The organism is Paramagnetospirillum magneticum AMB-1 (assembly GCF_000009985.1).
In the GTDB taxonomy this organism is placed as follows: domain Bacteria; phylum Pseudomonadota; class Alphaproteobacteria; order Rhodospirillales; family Magnetospirillaceae; genus Phaeospirillum; species Phaeospirillum magneticum.
Map to the genome: position 1 here is coordinate 2,418,942 of NC_007626.1, position 25,221 is coordinate 2,444,162.

At 65.1% G+C, this 25,221-nt stretch carries 20 protein-coding genes; 18 read left to right on the plus strand and 2 right to left on the minus strand.

The genetic code is table 11. The features are described from left to right. The first annotated feature begins 161 nt into the window (after positions 1-161). The 11 genes from AMB_RS25955 (at position 162) to AMB_RS11280 (ending at position 9,822) form a co-directional block, all read left to right on the plus strand. Positions 162-323 carry a hypothetical protein gene (locus tag AMB_RS25955; protein WP_011384618.1) on the plus strand — a complete coding sequence of 54 codons (162 nt, stop codon included), beginning with the start codon at positions 162-164 and terminating at the stop codon, positions 321-323. A 14-nt stretch (positions 324-337) separates the two neighbouring features. Next, the gene (locus AMB_RS11235) at positions 338-883 is read left to right on the plus strand and encodes a cytochrome c oxidase subunit II (protein WP_011384619.1); all 546 of its coding nucleotides are present in this window, start codon (positions 338-340) and stop codon (positions 881-883) included. A 16-nt stretch (positions 884-899) separates the two neighbouring features. Beyond that, the gene (locus AMB_RS11240) at positions 900-2,582 is read left to right on the plus strand and encodes a cbb3-type cytochrome c oxidase subunit I (RefSeq protein WP_011384620.1); all 1,683 of its coding nucleotides are present in this window, start codon (positions 900-902) and stop codon (positions 2,580-2,582) included. 91 nt (positions 2,583-2,673) lie between these two features. After that, positions 2,674-3,540 carry a heme o synthase gene (gene cyoE, locus AMB_RS11245; RefSeq protein ID WP_011384621.1) on the plus strand — a complete coding sequence of 289 codons (867 nt, stop codon included), beginning with the start codon at positions 2,674-2,676 and terminating at the stop codon, positions 3,538-3,540. Between the two features lie 10 nt (positions 3,541-3,550). Then, positions 3,551-4,366, plus strand: a complete 816-nt coding sequence (locus AMB_RS11250) for an SCO family protein (RefSeq protein ID WP_011384622.1) — start codon at positions 3,551-3,553, stop codon at positions 4,364-4,366. A gap of 33 nt (positions 4,367-4,399) precedes the next feature. Beyond that, positions 4,400-5,974, plus strand: coding sequence for a hydrogenase iron-sulfur subunit (locus AMB_RS11255; RefSeq protein WP_011384623.1), 1,575 nt, complete (start codon positions 4,400-4,402; stop codon positions 5,972-5,974). Beyond that, positions 5,971-6,474 (plus strand): hypothetical protein, encoded by a 504-nt coding sequence (locus AMB_RS11260; protein ID WP_011384624.1) that lies wholly within the window; start codon positions 5,971-5,973, stop codon positions 6,472-6,474. Before AMB_RS11255 ends, AMB_RS11260 begins: the two co-directional genes overlap by 4 nt. Before the next feature lie 9 nt (positions 6,475-6,483). Then, positions 6,484-7,530 carry a hypothetical protein gene (locus AMB_RS11265; RefSeq protein ID WP_011384625.1) on the plus strand — a complete coding sequence of 349 codons (1,047 nt, stop codon included), beginning with the start codon at positions 6,484-6,486 and terminating at the stop codon, positions 7,528-7,530. Beyond that, positions 7,467-7,838, plus strand: coding sequence for a cbb3-type cytochrome c oxidase subunit I (locus AMB_RS11270; RefSeq protein WP_148207395.1), 372 nt, complete (start codon positions 7,467-7,469; stop codon positions 7,836-7,838). The genes AMB_RS11265 and AMB_RS11270 overlap by 64 nt, the downstream gene beginning before the upstream one ends. After that, entirely contained in the window at positions 7,831-8,316 is a 486-nt protein-coding gene (locus AMB_RS11275) for a Heme/copper-type cytochrome/quinol oxidase (protein ID WP_011384627.1), read from the plus strand. Before AMB_RS11270 ends, AMB_RS11275 begins: the two co-directional genes overlap by 8 nt. 156 nt (positions 8,317-8,472) lie before the next feature. Beyond that, the gene (locus AMB_RS11280) at positions 8,473-9,822 is read left to right on the plus strand and encodes a GH1 family beta-glucosidase (protein ID WP_050750700.1); all 1,350 of its coding nucleotides are present in this window, start codon (positions 8,473-8,475) and stop codon (positions 9,820-9,822) included. A 110-nt stretch (positions 9,823-9,932) separates the two neighbouring features. Here the strand turns inward: AMB_RS11280 and AMB_RS11285 are convergent, their stop codons facing one another. Next, positions 9,933-11,840 (minus strand): ABC transporter ATP-binding protein/permease, encoded by a 1,908-nt coding sequence (locus AMB_RS11285; RefSeq protein WP_043744271.1) that lies wholly within the window; start codon positions 11,838-11,840, stop codon positions 9,933-9,935. A gap of 188 nt (positions 11,841-12,028) precedes the next feature. On the opposite strand from AMB_RS11285, the gene AMB_RS11290 reads away from it, so the two are divergent. The 7 genes from AMB_RS11290 (at position 12,029) to AMB_RS11320 (ending at position 23,491) form a co-directional block, all read left to right on the plus strand. Then, positions 12,029-13,282, plus strand: coding sequence for a D-alanyl-D-alanine carboxypeptidase family protein (locus tag AMB_RS11290; RefSeq protein ID WP_011384630.1), 1,254 nt, complete (start codon positions 12,029-12,031; stop codon positions 13,280-13,282). A gap of 199 nt (positions 13,283-13,481) precedes the next feature. Further along, positions 13,482-14,426, plus strand: coding sequence for a DUF7354 domain-containing protein (locus tag AMB_RS11295; RefSeq protein WP_043744273.1), 945 nt, complete (start codon positions 13,482-13,484; stop codon positions 14,424-14,426). A 57-nt stretch (positions 14,427-14,483) separates the two neighbouring features. After that, positions 14,484-16,538: an adenylate/guanylate cyclase domain-containing protein gene (locus tag AMB_RS11300; RefSeq protein ID WP_011384633.1), complete on the plus strand. Its 2,055-nt coding sequence runs from the start codon at positions 14,484-14,486 to the stop codon at positions 16,536-16,538. A 65-nt stretch (positions 16,539-16,603) separates the two neighbouring features. Further along, the gene (locus AMB_RS11305) at positions 16,604-20,260 is read left to right on the plus strand and encodes a CHAT domain-containing tetratricopeptide repeat protein (RefSeq protein WP_011384634.1); all 3,657 of its coding nucleotides are present in this window, start codon (positions 16,604-16,606) and stop codon (positions 20,258-20,260) included. Between the two features lie 62 nt (positions 20,261-20,322). Continuing rightward, positions 20,323-22,539 carry a cyclic nucleotide-binding domain-containing protein gene (locus tag AMB_RS11310; RefSeq protein ID WP_043744276.1) on the plus strand — a complete coding sequence of 739 codons (2,217 nt, stop codon included), beginning with the start codon at positions 20,323-20,325 and terminating at the stop codon, positions 22,537-22,539. Beyond that, positions 22,536-22,994, plus strand: coding sequence for a hypothetical protein (locus AMB_RS11315; RefSeq protein ID WP_231849053.1), 459 nt, complete (start codon positions 22,536-22,538; stop codon positions 22,992-22,994). Before AMB_RS11310 ends, AMB_RS11315 begins: the two co-directional genes overlap by 4 nt. 68 nt (positions 22,995-23,062) lie before the next feature. Next, positions 23,063-23,491 carry a bacteriohemerythrin gene (locus AMB_RS11320; RefSeq protein WP_011384637.1) on the plus strand — a complete coding sequence of 143 codons (429 nt, stop codon included), beginning with the start codon at positions 23,063-23,065 and terminating at the stop codon, positions 23,489-23,491. Positions 23,492-23,546: 55 nt separating this feature from the next. Here the strand turns inward: AMB_RS11320 and AMB_RS11325 are convergent, their stop codons facing one another. Next, positions 23,547-25,217 carry a trypsin-like peptidase domain-containing protein gene (locus tag AMB_RS11325; protein WP_011384638.1) on the minus strand — a complete coding sequence of 557 codons (1,671 nt, stop codon included), beginning with the start codon at positions 25,215-25,217 and terminating at the stop codon, positions 23,547-23,549. Positions 25,218-25,221: the final 4 nt, after the last annotated feature.

The window sequence follows — 25,221 nt, forward strand, 5'->3', positions numbered from 1 at the left end:
CCGGCTCGCCCGGGCTCGAATCCTCCCGTGAAAAATGTAGCCATTTGAAGCGATTGAGTCGCCCCGACTTTACCAAAGTCACGGAGATGAACTTTCGGTAATGAGACCGTCATGGTCCGGTCGTCCGGAGTTATTTCGGAAATGCCAAGGGAGTTCGATCGATGTCCAATTCAATCGAAGGTAAGGAGGAGGAGCAGATTCCGGTGATGCAGCGCATCCTGGACAATCCGTTCCTGCTTCTCTTTATCGGTGTGGTAGTGCCGACGGTTTCCTACACGATCTGGGGGATCATGGAAGTCGCCCAGCTGCCGATAGCCAAGTAAGGGAGGGATAATACATGTCGATTACTCCTCCAGAACAAAAAGTCTGGTTCAACGAGCCCGTTGAGAAGACCGAGGTCATCTGGGTGATCATCGCCCTGACCTGGGCGCTCATCATGTTCGCCATGATGCCGCTGTGGCACCTCAAGGGTACCCAGAACATGTCCAACGAAGCCTATCGCATCCAGCCGGATGTGTATCAGGCCCGCGTGGACGCGTTCGTCGAGAAGTTCAAGGTTGGCGAAGAAGGTCACGCCAAGACCCCGGTGGTTCGTCCCCCGGCCGGTTCCGACGTGTACATGATGGCCCGCCTTTGGGAATGGTATCCGGTTCTCGAGCTCGAAAAGGGCAAGAGCTACCGCCTGCACCTGTCGTCGCTGGACTGGCAGCATGGTTTCTCCGTGCAGCCCGCCAACATCAACCTGCAGGTCCATCCCGGCATCGACGAGGTGGTGACCATCACCCCGACCGATAGCGGCGATTTCGGCATCATCTGCAACGAATATTGCGGTATCGGCCACCACACCATGCTCGGAAAAATCCGAGTCGTGGCTGGCAAGTAATCGAGGGGGAGCGCAAATGGTTGCCAAGCCCGTATTTCGAACCTGCGGCTTCACGGGTCTAAAGATCCATGATGAAGCAGAGAAGCTGATCAAGATCAACGCGGTCACCGCCATCGTGGTGCTGGCCCTCGGCGGTCTGTTCGGCCTGCTCGTGGCTCTGACCCGTTGGCCGACCGTGCACTTGCTGCCGGCCGACCTGTTCTACCTGGCGCTGACCGCGCACGGTATCGACATCCTGATCGTCTGGTGCATCTTCTTCGAAGTTGCCCTGATGTATTTCGCTTCGTCCATCCTGCTGCAGACGCGGATCGCCACGCCCAAGATGGGCTGGGTCTCGTACGCCCTGATGGTCCTGGGTGCCGCCATCACCAACTGGAAGGTCCTCGAGGGCAATTCCAGCGTGATGATGACCTCCTACGTGCCGATGCAGGCCGACCCGCTGTTTTATGTGGGCCTGATCCTGTTCGCCGTGGGTGCCCTGATCGCCTGCTTCATCTTCCTCGGCACCCTGGTGGTCGCCAAGGCGGAGAAGACCTATGAAGGCTCCATCCCGCTGGTTACTTTCGGCGCGCTGGTGGCCTGCATCATCGCCATCTACACCATCGCCTCCGGCGCCATCATCCTGATCCCCACCTTCTTGTGGTCGGTCGGGCTGATCAGCCACATCGACCCCCTGATGTACAAGGTCGTGTGGTGGGGCATGGGGCACTCGTCGCAGCAGATCAACGTGGCCGCCCACATTGCCGTGTGGTACGCCATCGCCGCGATCCTGTTCGGCGCCAAGCCGCTGTCCGAGAAGGTCAGCCGCTGCGCTTACCTGACCTACATCTTCTTCCTGCAGATCGCTTCGGCCCACCACCTGCTGGTGGAGCCCGGCCTGTCGTCCGCCTATAAGATCTTCAACACCTCGTACGGCATGTATCTCGCCGTGCTGGGCTCGATGATCCACGGCCTGACCGTCCCGGGTTGCATCGAGGCGGCTCAGCGCCGGAAGGGCTTCAACAACGGCATGTTCGAATGGCTGCGGAAGGCCCCCTGGGGCAATCCGGTGTTCTCGGGCATGTTCCTGTCCTTGATCCTGTTCGGCTTCCTGGGCGGCATCTCCGGTGTCACCATGGGCGTGGAACAGATCAACATCATGATCCACAACACCATCTACGTGCCCGGCCACTTCCACGCGACCGTGGCGGCCGGCACCACGCTGGCGTTCATGGCGATCACGTACTTCCTGGTCCCGGTGCTGTTCGGCCGCGAGCTGATCCTGCCGGGCCTGGCCAAGCTCCAGCCGTATCTGTTCGGCCTGGGCATGGGCGTGTTCTCCCTGTTCATGATGGGTGCCGGTACGCTGGGCGTGTCCCGTCGTCACTGGGACATGGCGTTCTCGGACGCTCCGCACGCTTTCGCTCACGCTCCCGCTGCCTTCCTCATGATGGGCATCGTCGGCGTGGCGGCGGTGGTCGCGGTGGTCGGCGGCGCCCTGTTCGTGCTGGTGATCGTGGGTTCGGTGCTGTTCGGCAAGCCGGTGGTGCATGCCCCGGCCGCTCCGGCTCCGGCTCCGTCGCCGGTGGCGTCCTACGGCAATGCCGAGCATGTGGCGGTCCCGGGCACCTTCGCCCTGGCGCTGCTCTTCCTGACGGTGTTTGTCTTGTACTACTTCGTCAACTGGAAGTACCTGGCCAGCACCTGGATCATGAGCTGATCCAGTCCAAGGGTCAAAGGCGGGCGGGACTTTCGGGTCCCGCCCGTTTCCCTCAGTGGCAATCGATTTTTGAAAAGGGTGGGAGAGGGTTATGACGGCGAACCTCAAAGTCCTGGCATCGGTGTTCAAGCTGCGCATCGGCGTGTTCTGCGCCCTGGCGGCCATAGCCGGCGCCCTGGCCACGCCGGGTGCCGTTCCCGATTTCGCTCCGGTTATGGCCGTGGCCCTGGCCGTGCTGCTGTCGGCCGCCGCCGCCGGCGCCTTCAATCATTATTGGGAGCGTGACATCGATCCCATGATGAACCGCACCCGCAACCGTCCCTTCGCCACCGGCCAGTTCGCCGCCGGTCCGCTGTGGCCCCTGGGGCTGCTGGCGCTGACCGTCGCCGCGGTGGCCCTGGCCGCCTTCGCCGCCAATGCCTGGGCGGCGCTGCATGTTTTTCTCGGTGCCTTCGTCTATGGCATCGTCTACACCGTCTGGCTGAAGCGCCGCACCGCCTGGAACATCGTGATCGGTGGTCTGTCCGGCAGCTTCGCCGTGCTGGCCGGGGCCGCCGTGGCGGTGCCGACCTTAAGCCCCGAATCCCTGATCCTGGCCCTGGTCCTCTTCCTGTGGACGCCGCCCCATTTCTGGAGCCTGGCTACCGCGCTAAAGGACGATTACGCCGCCGCCGGCATTCCCATGCTGCCCGTGGTGTGTTCCGAGACCGAGACCAACCGCATCATCCTGGCCAATACCATCGCCCTGGTGGCGTCGTCCTTGCTGCCGGCGTTCTTCGGGGCGGGACCGCTTTATCTCGGCGCGGCGATCTTGGGCGGGGGCTGGTTCCTCTACAAGAGCGTGGCCCTGGTCAGGCGTCCCGGTCGCAAGGCCGCCATGGGCAACTTCTTTGCCTCGTTGATTCAACTGGTGCTGCTCTTGACCGCCGTCATGGTGGAGCCGTTGCTGGCCGGTTAGGTCTTTGACCATGAGATGCGCAACTGTCCTGTTCCTGTCGGGCCTCCTGTTGGCGGGAGGATTCGCGGCCCACGCGGCTCCCACCGTTTCCGCCAGTGCGGAGGAGGCGCTGAAGCGTTCCCGCGCCGCCGAGGGCCGCGTGGTGGGCTCGCACCAATTGCAGGACCAGGACGGCCGGGTCGTGGATATCGCCCAGTACCGCGGCAAGCCGCTGGTCATCAGCATGATCTACACCGCCTGCGACCATACCTGTCCGGTGACCACCCAGAACGTGGCCCGCGCCGTGGCGGGGGCGCGCAAGACCCTGGGCAAGGACAGCTTCCAGGTGCTGTCCATCGGTTTCGACACCGTGCGCGACACCCCGGAAAACCTCAAGGTCTACGCCAAGCAGCAGGGCATCGATGCCGACGGCTGGAGCTTCCTGGCGGGCAATCCCGCCTCCATGGAGGCGCTGGCGGCCGATCTGGGCTTTACCTGGTACGTCACGTCGCGTGGGTTCGACCACATCGCCCAGACCACGGTGCTGGACGGCGAGGGGCGCATCTACCGCCAGGTCTACGGGGAGAATTTCGAGCTGCCCCTGCTGGTCGAGCCGCTGAAGGACCTGGTCCTGGGCCGCACCGCAGCCCTGACCTCGCTGCAGTCCATCAGCGACCGGGTACGCTTTTTCTGTACTGTCTACGACCCTCATTCCGATGCCTATCGCTTCGATTACGGCATCTTTCTCTCCATCGGCTCGGGTTTCCTGGCCGTGCTGACCATCATCTGGATGACCATCCGCATGTGGCGCGACAGCAAAAGGGTGCCGCGCCAGCCGTCGGCGTGAGGAAAAAAATGGAAACGAAAAGGAAATATCGCCTTGTCTAATCCAATCAAATCCGCCGTCAGAGCGGGCCTCTTCCGCCTTGAAAGCGGCTGGGACATGCTGGTGGGCCGGGAATCAAATCCCATGTACTGCCTGGGCGCCATGTCCTGGTTCTTCTTCTGGATCGTCGGCGCGTCGGGGCTGTACCTGTTCGTGCCCTACGACACTAGCGCGGTGCGCGCCTGGAACTCCATCGAGTACATCTCGAGGGAGCAGTGGTACTGGGGCGGCCTGATCCGCTCGCTGCACCGCTACGGCTCGGATGCCATGGTGCTGACCATGATGCTGCATCTGGTGCGCGAATGGTGCCTGGACCGCTATCACGGCGCCCGCTGGTTCGCCTGGTTCACCGGCGTGCCGCTGATCTGGATGGTGTTCAGCTCGGGCATCACCGGCTATTGGCTGGTGTGGGATGAACTGGCCCAGTATCTGGCCATCGGCACCGCCGAGTGGATGGACTTCCTCGGCATCTTCGGACAGAGCATCGCGCGCAACTTCCTCAATCCCGGCGCGCTGACCGACCGTTTCTTCACCCTGCTGATCTTCATCCACATCGCCGTGCCGCTGTTCCTGCTGATGGCCATGTGGGTGCATATCCTGCGCATCAACCGCGCCAACACCAATCCGCCCCGGCCGCTGGTCATTGGCAGCTCGATCATGCTGGTGGCGCTGTCGCTGCTGCACCCGGCCCAAAGCCATCCCGCCGCCGACCTGGGCAAGGCCATCGGCGACCTGAACCCCGACTGGTACTTCATGGCGCTTTATCCGCTGTATGACGCCAAGGGGCCGCTGGTCACCTGGGCGGTGTCCATCGGCGCCTCGCTGTTCCTGTCGCTGATGCCGTGGATGGCGTTCCGCCGCAAGCGCCGGGCCGCCGCCGTGGTCACCTCCGACCTGTGCAACGGCTGCGGCAATTGCGCTTCGGATTGCCCCTTCGGCGCCGTGGTGCTGCGTCCGCGCACCGACGGGCTGCACTCCAGCCCCAAGCTGGCGGTGATGCAGCCCGATCTGTGCACCAGCTGCGGCATGTGCATGGCCTCGTGCAACAAGACCAATCCCTTCCTGCCCCATACGGGCGAGACCCGCCAGACCGCCATCGACATTCCCGATTTCACCTTCGACCTGATGGTGAAGCGGGTGTCGGCGCGCACCCATGGGCTGGTGGGCAAGAACCGTGTCCTGATCATCGGCTGCGAGCACGGAGCGGTCCTGGATCACCTCAAGGGGCCGTCGGTGGGCGTTCTGCCGCTCCATTGCACCGGCATGATGCCGCCCTCGCTGATCGATTACGTGTTCAACAAGGACCTGGCCGACGGCGTGCTGGTCACCGCCTGCCGTCCGGGCGAGTGCTTCTATCGCCTGGGTCCGGAATGGACCGAGCTGCGCATGAACGGTGAGCGGGTGCCCAAGCTGCGCGGCGCCGTGCCGCGTGACCGGGTGCGCCTGTTCTGGGCCGCCAGCACCGAGACCAAGGCCCTGATGGCCGAACTGGCCGCTTTCCGGGTGGCGCTGGAGGAGCTTGCGCCCATGGAACGTCCCGAATCCACCAAGCGGAGGGTGGCGGAATGATCAAGCCCCGTCATATTGCCGGTCAGGCGGTGGCCTATACCGCCTTCGCCGTGATGATCGCCTATTTCGCCTCCAATCCGGTCTACCGCCACCATGATCCGGCCAACGCCCTGCTGAAGCTGTCGCTGACTCATGCCGGCCAGAAGATGGGCGAGTGCAAGGAGCGTTCAGCCGACGAACTGGCCAAGCTGCCGCCCAATATGCGGGCCAAGCAGTCTTGCGGCCGCGAGCGCAATGCGGTCTTGCTGGAGATGGACATCGACGGCGTGAAGGTCTTCTCGCAAAGCGCCAAGCCCGCCGGCCTGTCCGGCGACGGGCGGTCGCGCTTCTACGACTCGCGGGAAATCAAGGCCGGGCGCCATGTGATTCAGGCCCGCATGCGCGACGGCAACGACCCCAAGGTCTTCGATCAGGTGGCCGAGGTGACCGTCGAGCTTGCGCCACGCCAGGTTTTCGTGGTCGATTTCGACGAAGAGAACGGCAAGTTCGAGTTCAAGTAGGCGTCACCAATGGATCATTCCTGGAGGCTGGGGGAATTGTCGGCGGCCCGCCGCGCCGAGTTGCGCGGCTGGGCCTTGCTGGCCATCGGCTCGCTGGCCATCGCCGGGCTTCTGGCCCTGGCGCTGGGGCTGTCGCGTACCCCCAAGGTGCAGGATTGGCTGCCCTGGGGGCCGCACTTCTTCTACCGCGCCCTGGTCACCCATGTGGTGCTGTCGTTCGAGGTGTGGTTCCTGGCTGCCCTGGGGGCGCTGTCGGCCATGGCGGCGCCACCCTGTCCCAAGGGTGACGTCCTCGGCCGCATCGCCCTGGGGCTCGGCAGTCTGGGCGTGGCTCTGCTACTGATTCCGGCTTTGGCCGATCAGGGCGAGCCGTCGCTCAACAATTATGTCCCGGTGGTCGGGCACAGGCTGTTCTATATCGGCCTGGGTGTGCACGCCGCCGGCGTGGCCCTGGCCTGCCTGCGGCTGCTGCCGGTGCTGCGCAGCCAGCGGGTGGTGCCGTTCGGCATCGCCTGTGCCGGTCTGGCCTATCTGGCCGCCCTGGCCTGTTTCCTGATCGCCTGGGCGCTGATTCCGGCGGGGACCGATTCAGATCTGTTCAACGAGCGGGTGTTCTGGGGCGGCGGCCATGTGCTGCAACTGGTCAACACCATGATCCTGATGATCGCCTGGCAGGCCCTGTCCGAGAGCCATTTCGGCGCCGGGCCGGTGCCGTCCGGCCTGGGCCGTGCCGGCTTTGCCGCCCTGGCCCTGTTCGCCGTGGTCTCGCCGCTGATTTATCTGGTGGGCGGCGACGTGCTGGGGCTGGAGCATCGGCAGGTGTTCACCCGTCTCCTCTGGGTCGGGCTGCCCCTGCCGCCGCTGGTTATGGGAATGGGGCTGGCCTGGAAGCTGGCGCGGGGGCCGCGCGACTGGCGCTCGCCCGCCTTCCTGTCCTGGCGCTGTCGCTGTTCGTCTTCGCCATCGGCGGCTTTGCCGGGTTCTTTCTCGGCGTGGCTGATACCCGCACGCCGTCCCACTACCACGCCGTCATCGGCGGCGTGCAACTGGGCCTGATGGGCCTGGTGCTGGTGCACCTGCTGCCGGCCCTGGGGCGCCGGATCGGGACGGGGCGGGGCGTACGGCTGCAATTCCATCTCTATGGCTGGGGCCAGCTGGTCCATGCGCTGGGCTTCTTCTTGGCCGGTGCCGCCGGCGTGCCGCGCAAGACCACCGGCGTCGACCAGGGGCTCGACACCTTGTGGAAGAAGGTCTCCATGGGCGTGGTCGGTATGGGAACCGGGCTGGCGGTGCTGGGGGGCGTGATCTTCGTGTGGATGGCCTTGGCCCGGCTGCTCAAGCGGGGGGAGGAGGACCATGCTTAAGGGCTTCGCTCCCATCGCCTTGCTGGCCGCCACCCTGCTCCTCGCCCTGGGCTGGCTGATGGGCCGCACCGGCGGTCTCGATATCCTGCCGGCCGAGTCCTACAGGGCGGAGGTGGCCGAGTTCCATGGCCGCCATCTGGCCCTGCTGGCCGCCCATGGCACCGGACAAAGCATCGACGGCATTCCCGTGGTGCATCCGCCGGCCGGCTCGGATATTCCCATGCTGGTCAAGCGCTGGGAATTCAGCCCGGCCCTGGAGCTGGAGCCGGGCAAGACCTACCGTCTGCACCTGCTGGCCGAGGACACCGTCCACTCGGCGGCCATCGGCGAGGCCGAAGTGCTGCTGAACCCCGGCGTCGCCCGGGTGGTGACCCTGACCGCGCCGTCTTCGGGGCGGGTGCGCATCCAGTGCGCCGAGTATTGCGGTCTCGGGCACACCAAGATGATCGGCAGCATTGAGGTGATGGCGGGACGGTAAAGGAAGCCGGGCTGCTGCCCGGACCTGCTCAGAGGAAATCCTCCGAACCTCCTTTTTATTTGAAAAGAAGAGAGGCGGGGCTGACGGCCCCGTACCTTGACGGCGTCTTGCCGGGGTGGGAAGATTTTCCGGAGATCAGCCATCCGGGAGGGGATCATGGGCGCCGGGAACAAGAACATCACCAGCCTGCGGCCGGATTTCGTCTGGGGGGTGTCCACCTCGGCCTTTCAGGTGGAGGGCGCCACCAAGGAGGATGGGCGCGGCCTCAGCATCTGGGACACCCGGTGCCGTCTGCAAGGCGGCGTGTGGACCGGCGCCAATGCCGACGTGGCCTGCGACCATTATCACCGCTGGCCCGAGGATGTGGGGCTGATCAAGGATTTGGGCGTCGACGCCTATCGCTTCTCCATCGCCTGGCCGCGCCTGCTGCCCAAGGGCAAGGGGCCGGTCAACCAGAAGGGCCTCGACTTCTATGACCGGCTGATCGATGGCGTGCTGGAGGCGGGGATCACGCCCTGGGTCTGCCTGTATCATTGGGACCTGCCCCAGGCGCTGGACGACCTGGGCGGCTGGACCAACCGCGACTGCGCCGGCTGGTTCGCCGATTACGCCGTGCTGGCGGCCAAGAGATACGGCGACCGGGTCAAGCACTTCGCCACCTTCAACGAGTTCTCGGTGTTCACCATGTTCGGCTACGCCATCGATTGGGCGGCGCCCGGCGTGACCGACCGGGCCGCCCATATGAAGGCCATCCACCACGTCAATCTGGCCCACGGCATGGGCGTCGACGTGCTGCGCGATCATGTGAAGGACGTGTCCATCGGCGCCATCCATAACCGCCAGATCGTGCGGCCCGAAGGCGGGCTGGCCGAGAACCAGGCGGCGGCCGACCTGCTCGACGCCCATTGGAACGGGGTGTTCTGCGACCCGCAGCATCTGGGCCATTATCCCGAGATCATGGCCCGCGACGTGGAGCCCTATGTCCAGGCCGGCGATCTGGCGCGGATCTGCCGCCCCACCGACTGGATGGGCCTCAACCATTACGGCCCTATCTACGCCAAGGCCGATCCGGCCACCACTTGGGGCTATGGCTGGGGGGCGCCGCCCGAATCCGCCAACCACCCGGAAGTGGGCTGGCCCATCTTCCCCGAGGTGTTCAAGGACGAACTGCTGACCCTGACCCGGCGTTACGGCCTGCCGGTCTATGTCACCGAGAACGGCTGTGGCGGGGGGGCGGGTAGCGACACGCCCGACGAGAACGGCGTGGTCGACGACACCCACCGTCTCGCTTATTTCCGCGAATACCAGCAGGCCATGCTGGACGCGGTGGCCGAAGGCGCCGACGTGCGGGGCTATTTCGTCTGGGCGCTGCTCGACAATTTCGAGTGGGGCTCGGGCTATGGCCCGCGCTTCGGTCTCTACCACGTGGATTTCGACAGCCAGAAGCGCACCTTGAAGAATTCCGGCAAGTGGTACCGGGACATGATCAAGGGTCAGAGGAAGTAATCGGGCTATTGCCCGAACCCATCCGGGGCGATGCCCCGGACCCCATTTTGATTTCATGAAAGGGGTTTGGGGCCTATGGCCCCGAGCGGGCGTGGGCGGCAGCCCACAACTTACCGCCGCTTATCCCCGCGCTTGGTCAGCCCGTCGGACAGGGCGCGGCGTTCGCCCCGGCGCAGCAGGTTGCCGAACAGGCGTCCGCCCCAGTTCATGCCGCGCTTGGGCTGGTTCCAGTCCTTGCGGCTTTCGCGCACCAGGATGGTGCCGTCCGGCGACGGCGTCAGGGTCAGCTTGCGCTGGTGGTACTGCTCCAGCTCGGCGTGGAAGCCCACGGTGAGGATGGAGGCGGTGGGGAATTCGTCGTTGAGCAACTGCATCAGCTTGCGCTCGCCCTCGGGGTCGAGCGCGTCGGTGGCTTCTTGCAGGAACACCCATTTGGGGCGGTGCAGCAGCAGGCGGGCAAAGCCCAGGCGCTGCTGCTCGCCGGCGGTGAGGTTCTGCTCCCACAGGGCGGTGTCGTCGATGCGCGGCATCAGATGGCCGAGGCCCACCCGGTCCAGGGCACCTTCCAACTGGTCGTCGGGGAAGCACTCCGTGGCGGAAGGGTAGGTCAGCACGCTGCGCAGCGTGCCGATGGGCATGTAGGGACGCTGCGGCATGAAGAAGATGTGGGCGTCGCAAGGCAGGTCCACGGTGCCGCGTCCCCAGGGCCACAGCCCCGCCACCACCTTGAACAGCTTGACCGCCGCCCCGGGATCGCCGCCGATCAGCACATGCTCGCCACCGACGATTTCGGCGCTGAAGCCCTCGATCACCACGGTGCCGTCGGAATTGGCGATGGTCAGGTCATGGAAGCACAGGGTGGGAATGGCCGCCTTCTGGACGATGACCGTATGGGCGTCGGGCCGCGAGGCGTCGTCCCTGAGCGCCTGCAGGGCGTCGTGCAGGGACAGCACGCGCTCGACCGAGGCCCGCCACTCGGCCACCCGCTGCAGATTGTCCACCGGCCAGGACAGGGCCTGGGACAATTGCTGGAAGGCCTGGGCGGTCTGCATCAGGTGGCCCAGGGAAATGTCGCCGGAAATGTAGCGCGGCGCGGCGATCAGGATGGGGAAGGCGGTGGAGAACACCGCATAGCCCGAGGTGAACAGGAACAGGCGGGTCAGGCCCGCCGTCTGGCGATTCCAGGCGCCCTCGATGCCGCGGAACAGTTCAGAGAAGCGGCGGCGCTCGCCCACTTCGCCGTGCAGCAGGGCGATGGCTTCGGAATTCTCGCGGGCGCGCACCAGACCGAAGCGGAAATTGGCTTCGGCCGTCTGGCGGCGGTCGGTGGCGCCGATCAGCGGGCGCCCCACCCACAGGGCCAGCGACGAGGCCGCCGAGGCATAGATCAAGGCCACCCAGACCATGTGGCCGGGAATGGACAGCTCGATCCCGCCGAGGTTGAGCATCAGATCGCCCGACAGCGTCCACAGGATCTGCACGAAGCTGGCCAGCAGCAGGGCGCAATAAAACAGCGAGTGGATCAGGTCGATGGCGGTCTCGGTGGTCAGCCGGATGTCTTCGGCGATACGGCCGTCGGGATTGTCGTGATCGCCCGGCATATGCATGAGCTGGTAATGGTGGCCCATGGCCATCCAGTTGTCCTGCAGCCTGCGGGTCAGCCAGCGGCGCCAGCTCAGCTGGATGGTGCGCTTCACCTTCAGATGCAGGGCGGTCACCGTCATGGAGGCGACCAGAATCAGCCCGATCTCGGCGATCTGGGCGAAAAACTTCTCCATGGATTTCTGCTCGAGCGCGTCGAACAGTTCGGCGCTCCACAGATTGATCAGAATGGGGATGACCACCTGGGCCACGGTCAGGCCGAGCAGCAGGGCGGCCAGGCCGCGCACTTTCCACTTCTCGCCCGATTGCCAATAGGGACCGGCCAGGCGAATGAATTGCCTGATAAAACCGGGCGACTGCCGATCCAGGTCCTGGTCGTCGCCTATTGCGGCCCCGTTGTTCACGTTGCTTGCCATCCCGCATGCCGGTCGGAGGCGCACTCCCCCCGGTCATCACTTAACCCTGAAATGCCGGCCGAGTGAAGCCTGCACAGTGCCCATTGTGGCATTTCAACGTTTCACAGCGGTTAATTCCTTGGGATAGCCGCCGGGGCGACGCATCGGGCGGGGTTGCAAGTTGGGCGCCGGGGCGCGATGGTGAGGGCATGTTGAGCAACTCAAGTGGAATGGCCCGGCGCGTGGCGGCGCTGGCTTTGGGACTCGGTCTGGCCGCCGGGGCGGCCCGGGCGGAATCGGCCGCCTTCCTGGCGGTTGATTTGGGTTCGGGCGCGGTGATCGCCGAGAGCCGGGGCGGGGCTCCCCATCATCCGGCCTCGCTGACCAAGATGATGACCGCCTATGTGGCCTTTGCCGCCATCAAGGCCGGCAAGGTGTCGCAGGACGATGTCATCACGGTGTCCGAGCGGGCGGCCTCGCAGGGAGGCGCCAGCCTCGACCTCCGGCCGGGAGAGCGCATCACCCTGGGGGCGGCGCTGAAGGCCATGATCGTGCGCTCGGCCAACGATGCCGCCGTGGCGGTGGCCGAACACGTGGGGGGCAGCGAGTCGGCCTTCGCCAGCCGCATGACCGAGGAGGCGGCGCGCCTGGGCATGACCTCGTCGTCGTTCCGCAATGCTTCGGGCATGACCGCCGGAGGGCATGTGAGTTCGCCCCGCGACATGGCCGTGCTGGCCATGGCCATCGAACGGGACTTTCCGACCTTCCGTCCGCTGTTTTCCAGCCGGGACACCACCTGGAAGGGCCGGGTGCTGCCCACCGTCAACGGTTTTCTCGGCGCCTATGCCGGGGCCGAGGGCATGAAGACCGGCTTCACCTGCTCGGCGGGATACAATCTGGTGGCCATTGCCCATCGGGGCGGCCGGCGGGCCCTGGCCGTGGTGATGGGAGCGGAATCCTCAGCTCAGCGGCTGGGGGCCATCCGGCGCCTGATGGATCAGGCTTTGCAGGCCACGCCCACGGCCGGGCGGCCGCTGGCCGGGCTGAGCAATGGCGGCGGGGCACCGCCGGATCACTCGATGGGAGCCTGCGGCTATGCCCGGGGCGGCAAGTCCGGTGCCCCCGAGATGGCGATCGGCCCGCGGCGCGTCCCGCCGGGGGGGTGGGGGCTGGAAGTCGCCTTCGGCCGGGACCTGGGCAAGGTCCGCCGCGACCTCGACAAGGCGCACCGCGAGATGCGGGGGCGCTTGGGCGGCGGCTCGGCCATGGTGGTGATCAAGCCGCGCGACGGCATGCTGCGCTATCGCGGGCTGATCGTCGGACTGCCCGAACGCCGGGCCATCGACACCTGTCTGGCCGAGCGGGCGCGGGCCGGCGAAGAGCGATGCATGGTCCTCAACCCCACCATGCTGGCCGGGGCTCTGGACGACGAGCGGCGCTTCAAAATGATCTCGGCTCATTGAAGGAAAGCACGTATACTCTTGGTATAAGTGGTCACTGAAGATCATCGACCCCTGGGGACGAGGAGGGGCGATTCCGGTGCGGGGAGGGTTCGAGCCAGAGCAGGGATTGGTAACGAAGTTTGACGGAGTAGTGTGCCCGCCTGATTATGGCGGTGCGCCTTCTGTGCTAAACTCCTGAAGATCGGCTAAGGAGGCCAAGATGAAGAGCAAACTTTTCGCTGCCTTGATTTTCGCGGTTGGGCTGCTGATTTCCCAGGTCCCCACTGGGGCTCTGGCCGCCGACCCGCCGGTTTCGCTGCTGATGCAGGTCAGCGGCACCGTGGAGCACAGCCGTGACGGCACCGCGTGGAAGCCCGTCACCCGCAACAAGTACCTGTTTGCCGGCGACATGATCCGCACCGGCTCGGACGGCTCGGGCAAGCTGGTCGATCAGGCCACCAACATGGCCCAGACCATCTCGTCGGGCAGCCAGATCGAAGTGGCCGGCAATGCCCTGAAGGTGGTGAGCGGCAAGCTCTCCGCCCCGGAAGCCGCCTCCGGCGATCTGGTGGCCGGTCTCGGCAACCGCTTCGCCGAGGCCCAGCGATACACCACGGTGCGTCGCGGCGTCGCCAAGGAAGGCGCCATCAAGCTGCGCGTCGTGCAGCAGGTGACCCTGTCGGCGACCTATCCCGAGCTGGCCTGGCAGAGCTTCGGCAAGAGCCATGGCTTCGTGCTGACCATCGACGGCACCGCCCATCAGGTGGCCGGCGTGGACGGCGATCTGGTCCGCTTCAAGGTTCCCGAGCTTTCGCCCGGCAAGCACAGCTTCACCGTGGCGGTGCTGGAGAACGGCCAGAAGGTGGCCGAGGCCGACAAGGAGGGTGCCATCATGTGGCTGTCCGCGGCCGAGGATAAGGCTCTTGGCGACAATATCGCCAAGATCCGCGCCATCAACGCCAAGGACGACTTCTCGGTGGCCAACCTGCTGGACGAGAAGGGCGTGACCGTCGCCGCCATGGATCTCTATCGCAAGTATTTTGATGAGAACAAGGACGACAACGAGATGCGTCCGTTGCTGATCCGCGCCTACAACGAGCTGAAGCTGGTCGAGCTGAAGCAGAAGGAAGCGCTGGTCTACAACGACAAGCTCAACGCCAACTGACCAATTGGGGCGCCCTCTTCCGCGAGGAGGGCGCCCCTCGCGATTCCGGGGAGCGGCATGGCCAAGCGATACGACATTCTCTTCACCCTCATCCTGTTTCTGGTCGCCATCCCCGCGCAGCATTTTGAATGGTTCGCCCTGCTGGAGGATCAGACGCTGTCCTTCCGCCACCAGCTGAGGCTGGCTTATGGCGATGCCAAGAAGTTGGCCGTCTCGCCCGAAGTGGTGGTGGTCAATACCGACGAGGCCTTCTTCAAGGCCTATAAGAGCTTCCCGCTGCGGCGGACCGATATCGGCACCATGGTGACCAACCTGAAGGCGCTGGGCGCCAAGGTCATCGCCGTCGACATGCTGATGGATTTCCCCTCCTCGTATAACGAGGACCCGGCCCTGGCCAAGGCGCTGAGCGATGCCGGCAATACCGTGCTGGTGGCCCAGGGCGAGTTCCGGGACGGAAAATTCGCCAAGATCAACTACCCGACCACCCTGCTTGATCAGGCGTCGGCCAGCGCCTACACGAACATCCAGTCCAATTCCAAGCTGATCACCAGCCTGTCCCGGCTGCGGGTGTTCCCCGAGATGACGGCGGAGAAGGGCGGCTGGCCCTTCGCGGTCAAGGCCGCTGCCATGTATCTCGGCGTCGAGCCCCGGCTGGACGGCACCACCCTGGTGCTGGGCGAGCTTCGGGTCCCGCTGAACCATGAGCACAAGCTCTATATCGACTTCCCGCCGCTGCCCACCGGCACCCGCTTTCTCAGCCAGTCCGCCGGCCTGTCCGCCCTGGAGTTCCTTGATATCTCTGGCCTGGACGAGCGCGAACTGGCCGAGCTGGAATATTGGGTGAAGGACAAGATCGTCGTGCTGGGCGACACCTCCGAGGTGTCCCACGACTGGTTCGATACTCCCGTCGGCATGGTCTATGGGGTGGAGATCATCGCCGATTCCATCAGTTCGATCCTCAAGGGCGCGCCCCTGCGCGGCGCCGGCCCGGTGATGGATTCCGTGGCGCCCGTCGTCTTGCTGCTGGCCATGCTGCTGCTGTCCCTTTATCTCACCCGGCCGCTGCTGCGCGGTATGTTCGTGGTGGCCTTAGGCGTCGGCTTCATTGTGTCGGCCAGCGCGCTTTACGTCCATCTGGGCGTGGTGATTTCCATGTCCTACGGCGTTCTCGCCCTGGTGCTGTCCTATCTTCTGGTGGAGTTCCGCCAGTACCTGATCGAGCGGAACCAGAAGCAGCAGATCGCCAAAACCTTCGGCCAATACATCCCGCCGGAACTGGTGGCGGAGATGAACAAGACCGGCCAGCAGGTCACCGTGGGCGGTGAATCCCGCGAGATGACCGTGCTGTTCTCGGACGTCCGTGGCTTCACCACCATTTCCGAGGGATTGGCGCCGCAGCAGCTGACGGTGCTGATGAACGCCTTCCTCAGCCCCATGACCCATGTGATCCATGATTTCCGCGGCACCATCGATAAGTATATGGGCGACGCCATCATGGCCTTCTGGGGTGCGCCGCTGCACGACCCCGACCATGCGCGCCATGCCGTCCAGGCGGCACTGGGCATGGTCAAGAAGATGGAGGAGCTGAAGGACGACTTCGTCGCCCGTGGCTGGAAGCCCATCAAGGTGGGCATCGGCCTCAACACCGGCATCATGAACGTGGGCAACATGGGATCGGACTTCCGCATGGCCTACACGGTGCTGGGCGACGCGGTCAACCTGGGCTCGCGCGTGGAAAGCCTGACCAAGCAGTACGGCGTGAACATGATGGTCACCGAGTACACCCAGGCGGCGGTTCCCGGCCTGATCAGCCGAGAGATCGACCTGGTGCGAGTCAAGGGCAAGGACACTCCGGTCCGCCTGTACGAGCCCCTGGGCTTCGAGGGCGAGGTGGATGCCGAGACCGTGGCCCGGCTGTCGCAGCATCTGGCGGCGCTGGCCATGTTCCGCGAGCAGAAATGGGATGCCGCCCGCATGGCCTTCCAGGAACTGCACAATTCCGATCCGGAGCGGGTGATCTACAAGATCTATCTCGGCCGTATCGAGCACTTCATGGAAGAGCCGCCGGGCACCGATTGGGACGGCGTCTACACCCACAAGGAAAAGAGCTAGGCTCCGGTCGCCTGGGGCCTCGGCGAAGGCTTGGGGAAGCCGGCCGGTAGAAGGGAGAGGGTTCGATGATGGCTTCGCGTGCCTTGACGTTGCTGGGTGGCGCCGCGCTGGCGGTGCTGGTCGCCGCTTCGCCGGCTTTCGCCCAATCGGCCGATGACCTGATCGCGCAGGCGCGCCAGGCCATGCAGGCCGGCAAGGGCGCCGACGTTCAGCGTCTGGACGCCGAGATCACCAAGGCCCGCTCGGTCCTGCCCGCCTGGGTGGCGGAAAAGCAGCAGGCGGCTTCGGCCGTGCCTCAGCCCAAGCAACGCGCCGCCATGCTGTGGAACCGGGTCCACCAGCAGGCCATCGCCTCGGCGGGCGGCGGCGACCTGCCCAAGGCCGTCGACGAAGCGGCCCAGGCCCTGTCGGTGGCCAAGGACAATCTGGGCGAGGGGCACCTTGCCACCATCATCAGCGCCACCGATCTGGCCGCCCTGCAGCATCTGGCCGGACGCATCGAGGAGGCGGAGGCCAATTACGCCCTGGCGGTGAAACTCTCCCAGGCCGCGCTGGGCGACGCCCATCCCGAGACGGTCAAGGTGAGCCAGGCCCTGGCCGGGCTTTACCAATCCCAGGCCAAATACGATCAGGCCGCCAAGGTCTACGAAGCCGCCGTCAAGGCTTCGACCGCCGGGCTGGGGGCTCTGCATCCCCAGACTCTCGGCCTGCAACTGTCCCTGGCGCGGCTGCAGATCAACGCCTCCAAGACCAAGGACGCCGACAAGCTGCTGGAGACGACCTGTGCCGCCAGCCGCAAGGTCTATGGCGAGGCCCATGGGGAATTCTCGCGCTGTCTGGCGAGCCAGGGCGCCTTCAAGCGCGTCCAGGGCGATTACACCGCCGCCGCCACCCTGCTGGATCAGGCGGTAGCCATTCAGAAGCTGGCGGTGGCGCCCACCGACCCGCTGAGCCTTTCCACCCGCGTCGAGGCGGGTGGCCTCTATCATCGTCAGGGCCGTCTGGCCGAATCGCAACAGATCCTCGAATCCGCCGTGCGCGACGCCCAGACCGCCAACGACCAGCAGAACCTGCTGTCGGCCAAGGGCGATCTGGCCGACGTTCTGGACGATCGCGGCGAATACGATGCCGCCGAGAAGATGGCCAAGGAGGTGCTGGACGCCCAGACCACCGCCCTGGGCGCCGCCCATCCCAACACCGTGGCGGCGCTGTCGTCGCTGGCCTCCATCTACCGCAAGCAGGGCCGTCTGCTGGAGGCGGAAAAGACCTTCATGGAGGCGTGGGAGCGCTACCGCAAGGTTCTGGGCACCGACCACCGCTCCACGGTGATCGCCGCCAACAATGTGGGCGAGATCCTCGAAAAGGAAGGCATCTACGAGCGGGCCGAGCCCTTCCTGCGCGGCGCCCTGGACGGCGGGCGCAAGGCGTTCGGCGAGACCCATCCGGCGACGCTGACCACCATGAACAATCTGGCGCTGCTTTACGAAAGCCAGGGCGTGTTCGACAAGGCCGAGCCGTTGTACCAGAGCGTCATCACGGTGTTCGGCAAGACCATCGGGCCGAAGCATCCCGATACCATCGCCGCCACCAACAACCTGGCCTATCTCTACATGCTGAAGGGCGAGTACGACCGTGCCGCCCCCATGTTCAAGACGGTGCACGAGGCCTGGGTCAAGGCCTATGGGCCCAAGCACCAGAACACCCTGAAGGCGCTGAACAACCTTGCCCGCGCCCTGCACAAGCAGGGCAAGCTGGGCGAGGCGGAAAAGGCCTTCGACACCGCCCTGGCCGGTCGGCGTTCGGTGCTGGGCGAGAAGCACCTGGATACGCTGCGCTCCATGCATGATCTGGCGGCCTTGTACCGCACCCAGAAGAAGCTGAAGGAGGCCGAGGCGCTGCTGGTCAAGACCCTGGCCGGCGACGAGGCGGTGATGGGTCCGGCCCATCCTTATACCTTCGAGACGCTGAACACCCTGGCCGGGGTGCAGGAGGACATGGGCGATATCAAGGCCGCCTTCGCCACCCGCCAAACCACGTTCAAGCGCCGCACCGAATTCCTCAACCGGGTGCTCTACGTCACCGGCGACAATGCGCGCGAAGGCTATGTCCGCCTGCATGCGCCGGAACTGGCCGCCTATGTGGCGCTGCTGACCCGGCTGGACGAACCCACGGCGGGCAAGGCGCTGATGGAGGTCAGCCTCAACCGCAAGGGCCTGCTGCTCAAGGTGGCGTCCGAGATCCAGCAGGTGACCCGCCTGTCGCGCGATCCCGAACTGACCAAGCTGACCGAGGAACTGGCCGAGGTCAGGAAGCGGCTTGCCGCCTTGACCCTGTCCGGTCCCACCGAGGAGACCAAGGACAATCACGTCGAGGTGATCAACGGCCTGGAAGAGAAGATCAACGATCTTCAGGGCGCCCTGGGCCGTTCCTCCACCCGCTTCCAGCAATCGGTGGCCCCTATCGCCCTGGATGATCTGGTCAAGGCCATGCCCGCCAATGCGGTGGTGGTGGACTTCTTCATCTATGGCGAGGACGGCAAGCAGAAGCTGGTGGCCGCCACGCTGCGCAAGGACGGCGACAATCCGGTCTATGGCCTGGTGAAGTACGATTCCGTGAAGACCATCGACGACATCATCGTCAAGTACCGCACCGACATCCAGAATGAAGAGATCGAGATGGACGATCTGCTGGATGTGGGCCAGCAGGTGCACAAGCTGATCTGGCAGCCCCTGGAGCGCGCCCTGGGTGGGCGGACCAAGGTCTACATCATTCCCGACGGCATGCTGAACATCGCCCCCATCAGCGCCATGGTGGAGCCCAACCGCAAATACCTGATCGAGCGCATCGACCTGCATGTGCTGAATTCCAGCCGCGACCTGCTGCCGTCCTCCATTCCGGCGGCCAAGGGCGGCTATCTCATCAATGCCGGTCCCGACTACAACACCGAGGAAGTGACGGGCAAGGCCACCCTGGAAAAGGCGCGCTCGCGCTCGGCCGGCAACGATGTCCAGTCGTCGGTGCGCGGCATGAGCGGCATGCGCGGCCTTAAATTCGACCCGCTGCCCGGCGCCGAGAAGGAAGGCCAACTGATCGTCAAGACCGTGGAGAACCAGGGCAAGCCGACGGCCATCTACTCCAAGGGCACCGCCCAGGAGAAGGTGTTGCGCGAGCTGGAGCAGCCGCCCGAGGTTCTGCACATCGCTACCCACGGCTTCTTCCTCAAGGCCGACGACACGCTCCGCAAGCGCCTGCTGAAGCTGCAGCGCTCGTCGGACTTCCAGTTCCCGCCGCCCGGCGACAATCCGCTGCTGCGCGCCGGACTGGCCTTTGCCGGCATCAACTCCAACGCCCAGGTACTGGGCGACATCGACACCGACAATGACGGCGTGCTGACGGCGCTTGAGGTCCTGGGCCTCGACCTGACTGGGACGCAGCTGGCCATTCTGTCGGCCTGCGAAACCGGCCTGGGCGAGGTGCATGAGGGTGAGGGCGTCTACGGTCTGCGCCGTTCCTTCCAGGAGGCCGGGGCCCGCTCGGTGGTGTCCTCTCTGTGGGAAGTCAGCGACGCCGGAACCCAGACCTTGATGGCGGCCCTTTACAAAAGGCTTCTGGCGGGCAAGACTCCGCATGACGCCTTGCGGGAGGCTCAACTGGAAATGCTGCGTAACAGCCAGTGGAGCATGCCGTATATCTGGTCGGCATTTTTCATGGTCGGCGGCTGATGGCGAAATTGGGGCGTCAGTCCAAGCCGGCGCCGGAAAGCGGTCCTGTGGGGGGAAGCCGCATGCGTGTGGTCGCTGTATCGTCGGGAATCAGCTGGGTCGAGGTCCCGGAGGCGGATCTGCGCGTCCTGTGCGGCTGTCCCGCCGACAGCGTCAAGCACCTGATCAAGCGCGGCCTGATCGTTCCCACCGAGCGGGCCGGCGTCGCCTTCGAGACCGGCCCCAACGCCATCTTGCTGTCAGACGTGCCGCTGCAGAACGGCGCCTTTTCCAACCTGTCCGAATTCCCCATCCTGCAGATGCTCTATCGCCAGGGCATGATCATTCCAGGCCACCCCAATTGCTCGGGGCGCAAGCCGCTGCTGTTGGGACTGGCCCAGCAGGTCGAGGCGCAGATGGAATACGTCATGCGCGGCAATTACGGCCTGCTGTCTGAAGAAGAAATGATGGCCGTCGGTGTTCCTGAGGACATGGCTGCCGAGTGGATGCGCATGAAGCTGCGCTTCGCCTTTGGGGCCATCCGGCCTCCCCAGGACCTGATCGACACCTGCATCATCGGCGACGGCCCGGTCATCCTGCCCGGCGGCGTGACGGTGCGGCGCCTGGAACTCAACATCTTCGAATTCGCCTATGACGGCGAGACGGCCATGGTCGATCTCAATCTGGCGGCGGGCCATACCTACGAGACTCCCTATCACCTGGGCTATCACGACCTGGAGCGCGAGTATTTCTCGGTGGTCCATTCGGGCGAGGGCGACGGCTGGGACCCGGAACGGGCAGCCATGTCCTCCATTCTGATGTTCCAGGGCAAGATCTACCTGATCGACGCCGGTCCCAACATCCATTCGGCGCTGCAGGCGCTGGGTATCGGCGTGCAGGAGGTGGAGGGCATCTTTCACACCCATTGCCATGACGACCATTTCTGCGGCCTGACCACCCTGTTCCGCGCCGATCATCGCATCAAGTATTACGCCCTGCCGGCGGTGCGCTCTTCGGTGGCCAAGAAGCTGGCGGCGCTGACCAATATCGGCGAGGATTCCTTCGGCGAGTATTTCGAGATCTGCGATCTGTCCCTGGGAGTCTGGAACGATATCGACGGGCTGGAGGTGCGTCCCATCTTCTCTCCCCACCCGGTGGAAACCACCGTGTTTCACTTCCGCACCCCGTGGGAGGACGGCTTCCGGTCCTACGCCCATATGGCCGACATCGTCTCGCTGGACGTGCTGGGCCAGATGGTCGACGACGACGAGACCCGCCACGGCATAAGCAGCGAGCTTATGACCCAGGTCTGCGCAGATTACCTGGTGCCCGCCGACGTCAAGAAGCTGGATATCGGCGGCGGCCTGATCCATGGCTGCGCCGAGGATTTCCGCGAGGACCAGTCGGGCAAGATCATTCTGTCCCACACTGCTTTGGCGCTGACCAAGGCGCAGAAGAGCATCGGATCCGGTGCGCCGTTCGGCACGGTGGACGCCCTGATCCCGTCCTACCAGGAATACCGGGTGCGCGCCGCCCACGGCTATCTGGCCGAGTATTTCCTGGGGGTGCCCGAGCATCAGATCCGCATTCTGCTCAATCACCCTGTGGTGACCTTCAATCCGGAAACCATCCTGCTGCGCGAGGGCAGCTATTGCGAGGACGTGCACCTGATCCTCACCGGGCTGGTGGAAACCATCGAGCCGGATTCGGACCAGACCGCCACCCTTTCGGCGGGTGCCATGATCGGCGAGTCCTATGCCCTGTCGGGAGAGCCGTCCTTCGAGACCTATCGGGCGCTGTCCTTCGTGCGCGCCCTCAAGATCCCCGCCGTGCTGTACCGCAGCCTGGTGGAGCGCAACGAGATGAGCGAGCGCATCTCGCGCCTTGCCGACCTGCGTAATTTCTTCAATCACACTTGGCTGTTCGGCGAAAGCCTGTCCAACCTGACCGAGGTGCGCATCGCCGAGACCTGCCAGCCCTATTACCTGGCCACCGGCGAGGAAATCGACATGACCGGCCAGGACTTCGTGTTCATGGTGCGGGACGGTCGCATCGATCGCTATTTCGATGGTGCAGTGGTGGAGTATTGCGGCATCGGCGAGCCCCTGAACGAGTCCGAGGTGCTGTTCTCCCAGGCAGGGGAGGGGCGTCTGGTCGCCGCCATGCGCAGCGAGCTTCTGCTGGTGCCCGGCGCCATGGTACGCGCCATTCCGGTGGCGCGCTGGAAGCTGCTGGAATTGTACCAGCGCCGCCAGCGTACGTTCTCGTCCCTGCGGCAGGAAGCGGGGATGGTGCCTTGAGGTCACTGTCGGTTGTGGTTCTGGCCGGACTTGTGGTTGCGGGCTGCGCCTCCATGGCCAATGGGCCGTCTTCCGAGGTTAATATCGCCACTCAGCCGGTCGGGGCGCGCTGCACCTTGAGCGGAGCCGATGGATTCTCGGCCGAAATCGCCACGCCGGAGACCCTGTCGGTGCCACACAAGGCCGCACCGGTCACCGTCACCTGCATGGCCCCCGGCTATCGCCGCACCGTCCATACCTTGACCTCCAGTGGCAGCGGCTGGTTGTGGGCCAATTCCGCCTTCATTGTCTTCACGGGTGGCGGTGCCGTGCTGGGAATGATGGTCGACGAGGCGGTGGGGGCCAGCACCAGTTACCGCCGGGACTTCAACATGGACCTGGAGGCCGATGCCGGCCGGCGCATTCGCGCCACGCAGCGCAACGGTGGGCCTACTTTCGATCTCAAGACGCCATAATCTGTTTCTTGCCTACCAATACTTTCGGGAGCATCCTTTCCGCTGGGTCGGGAAGGAGGATTTGGCGCATGGCAAACTGGCAGGAGCACATGCGGACCGGCATCGACGTGGTCGATGACGATCACCAGGAGCTGTTCGCCCTGGTCGGGCAGTTCGAAACCGCCAGCAAGACGGCGTCCGGGCAGGTCGATGGCGCGGAAATCGGGCGAATTCTTGAACGCCTGCAGGCCTATGTGAACGAACATTTCGAGCGCGAGGAAACGGCTCAACTCGAGTCCGGCTACGAAGGCTACGCCGAGAACAAGCGCCAGCACGACGAACTACGCCGCACCCTGGAAACCTTCCTGGGCAAGCACCGGCGCGGCGAGTGGGGCGACCTCAAGGTAGCCACTGAAAGCATGCGCAGCTTCCTGGCCATCTGGCTGTCCGAGCACATCATGAAGACTGACCGCAAGATGCGCGGCCGTATTCTGCCCTGGGTGCGCAAGAGGGCCTGAGGCCGAGGGGGATCAAGGGGGCTCAAGTCCTTTGAGAGCCCCAAAAGACTACGGTCTATTCCATACGACATTCGATGAAGACGGTGACGCGCTTGATGCGCTCGCCCACGTCGGCCACCGACAACTGGGCGCTGGACTCGGCGGTCTGGTACGACACGCCGTTGCTGTCCAGATAGCTCCGCGCTAGATCGGCCTTGATGGCGAAGTTGATGTTCTGGGGCAGGTCGCCGGTCTTGTCGGCGATCTTCATGGCGTTCAGCTTGGACGTCACGATGCCGACGATATTGCCGCTCATGTCGATGAGCGGGCCGCCGGAATTTCCCTTCTGCACCGGGGCGGTGATCTGGTAATGGCGCGGGTCGCCGCGCATGCCGTTGAGGGCGCTGACCACGCCGGCGGTGACATTGGGTTCGCGCGACAGCAGCGAGGACAGGGGGAAGCCGATCACCACCACTTCGTCGCCCGACCGCAGCGGCCGGTCCTGGCGGAAGCGGGCGACCTCCGGCAGGCGTAGCGAGGTCTTGAGCAGGGCCATGTCGTTGGCGCTGTCCTTGGCCTTCAACGACACCACCTGGGCGGGGGCGTCCTGGGGCTTGATGGTGATGCTGCGGCACTGCTCCACCACATGGGCATTGGTCATCACTACGCCGTCGGCCGAGACCACGAAGCCCGATCCGGACGAGATCTTGCCGCTGGTGGCCGGGGGCGGAGTGGTGGCCGATTGCTGTCCCGGCGGCATGGGGGCGCGGGACGCGGGCGAGACCACCTGGGCCGAGGGCTGTCCCGGCGCGGCATTGGGGCGCCACAGGGCGACCCGGCCGCGAAGGGCCTCAAGCTCGGCCGGCGACAGGCGCGTGCCGGCGGCATCGCGCTCCTTCTCGTAATTGGCCTTCAGATTGGCGGGCGCCCGTTCGGCCCCCAGGGCCATCCAGAAATAGCCCTCAGCCTGGGATTTCGGGACGCCGCTGCCGTTGAGGTACATGACGCCGAGATTGTGCTGCGACTGGGGGTGTCCCTGGTCGGCGGCCTTGCGGAACCAGGGGGCGGCCTTGGCCGCATCCTTTTCCACGCCGCCCTGGCCCAGCAGATAGGCCACGCCGACGATGAACTGGGCGACGGGGCGTCCGGCCTCGGCCGCCGGGCGGGCGTATTCCAGGGCCTTGACCTTGTCGGTGGGCATGGCCCGGCCGTCCCAGGAATATTGGGCGAGGCGATCGAGGGAGGGCGGCCAGTCCTTTTCGGCGCCCCGCTTGAAATATTCGATGCCGCGCCCTTCGTCCTTGTTGATGCCCAGGCCGTTGAAATGAATCTCGCCCATGGCATGCAGGGCTTCCGGCTGGCCCTTGTCGGCGGAGCGCCCGAACCAGACCAGGGCCTGGGAGATGTCCTTGGGAACGGCGCGGCCGTTGAAATAGGCGCTGCCCAGCCAGTACTGGGCCAGGGAATCGCCGCTGGCCGCCGCGGCGTTGAGCAGCTTCAGCGCCTCGACATCGTCCCGGGTGCCGCCCAGGCCTTCGAACAGCATGTGACCAAGCCGGGCCTGGGCCGCGGCGTTGCCCTGGGTGGCCAGGGGCCTGAATTCCCGGATGGCGGAGGTCCAGTCCCGCTTCTGATAGGCCGTCAGGCCCTCGTCATAGCCGGCCAGGGCCGGGACCGCCCCCAGGGCCAGAAAGGCGGCGAGGGCGAACGGGGCGAGCGGTCGGGCCATCCGGGGGCGCTGGGTCATGGGA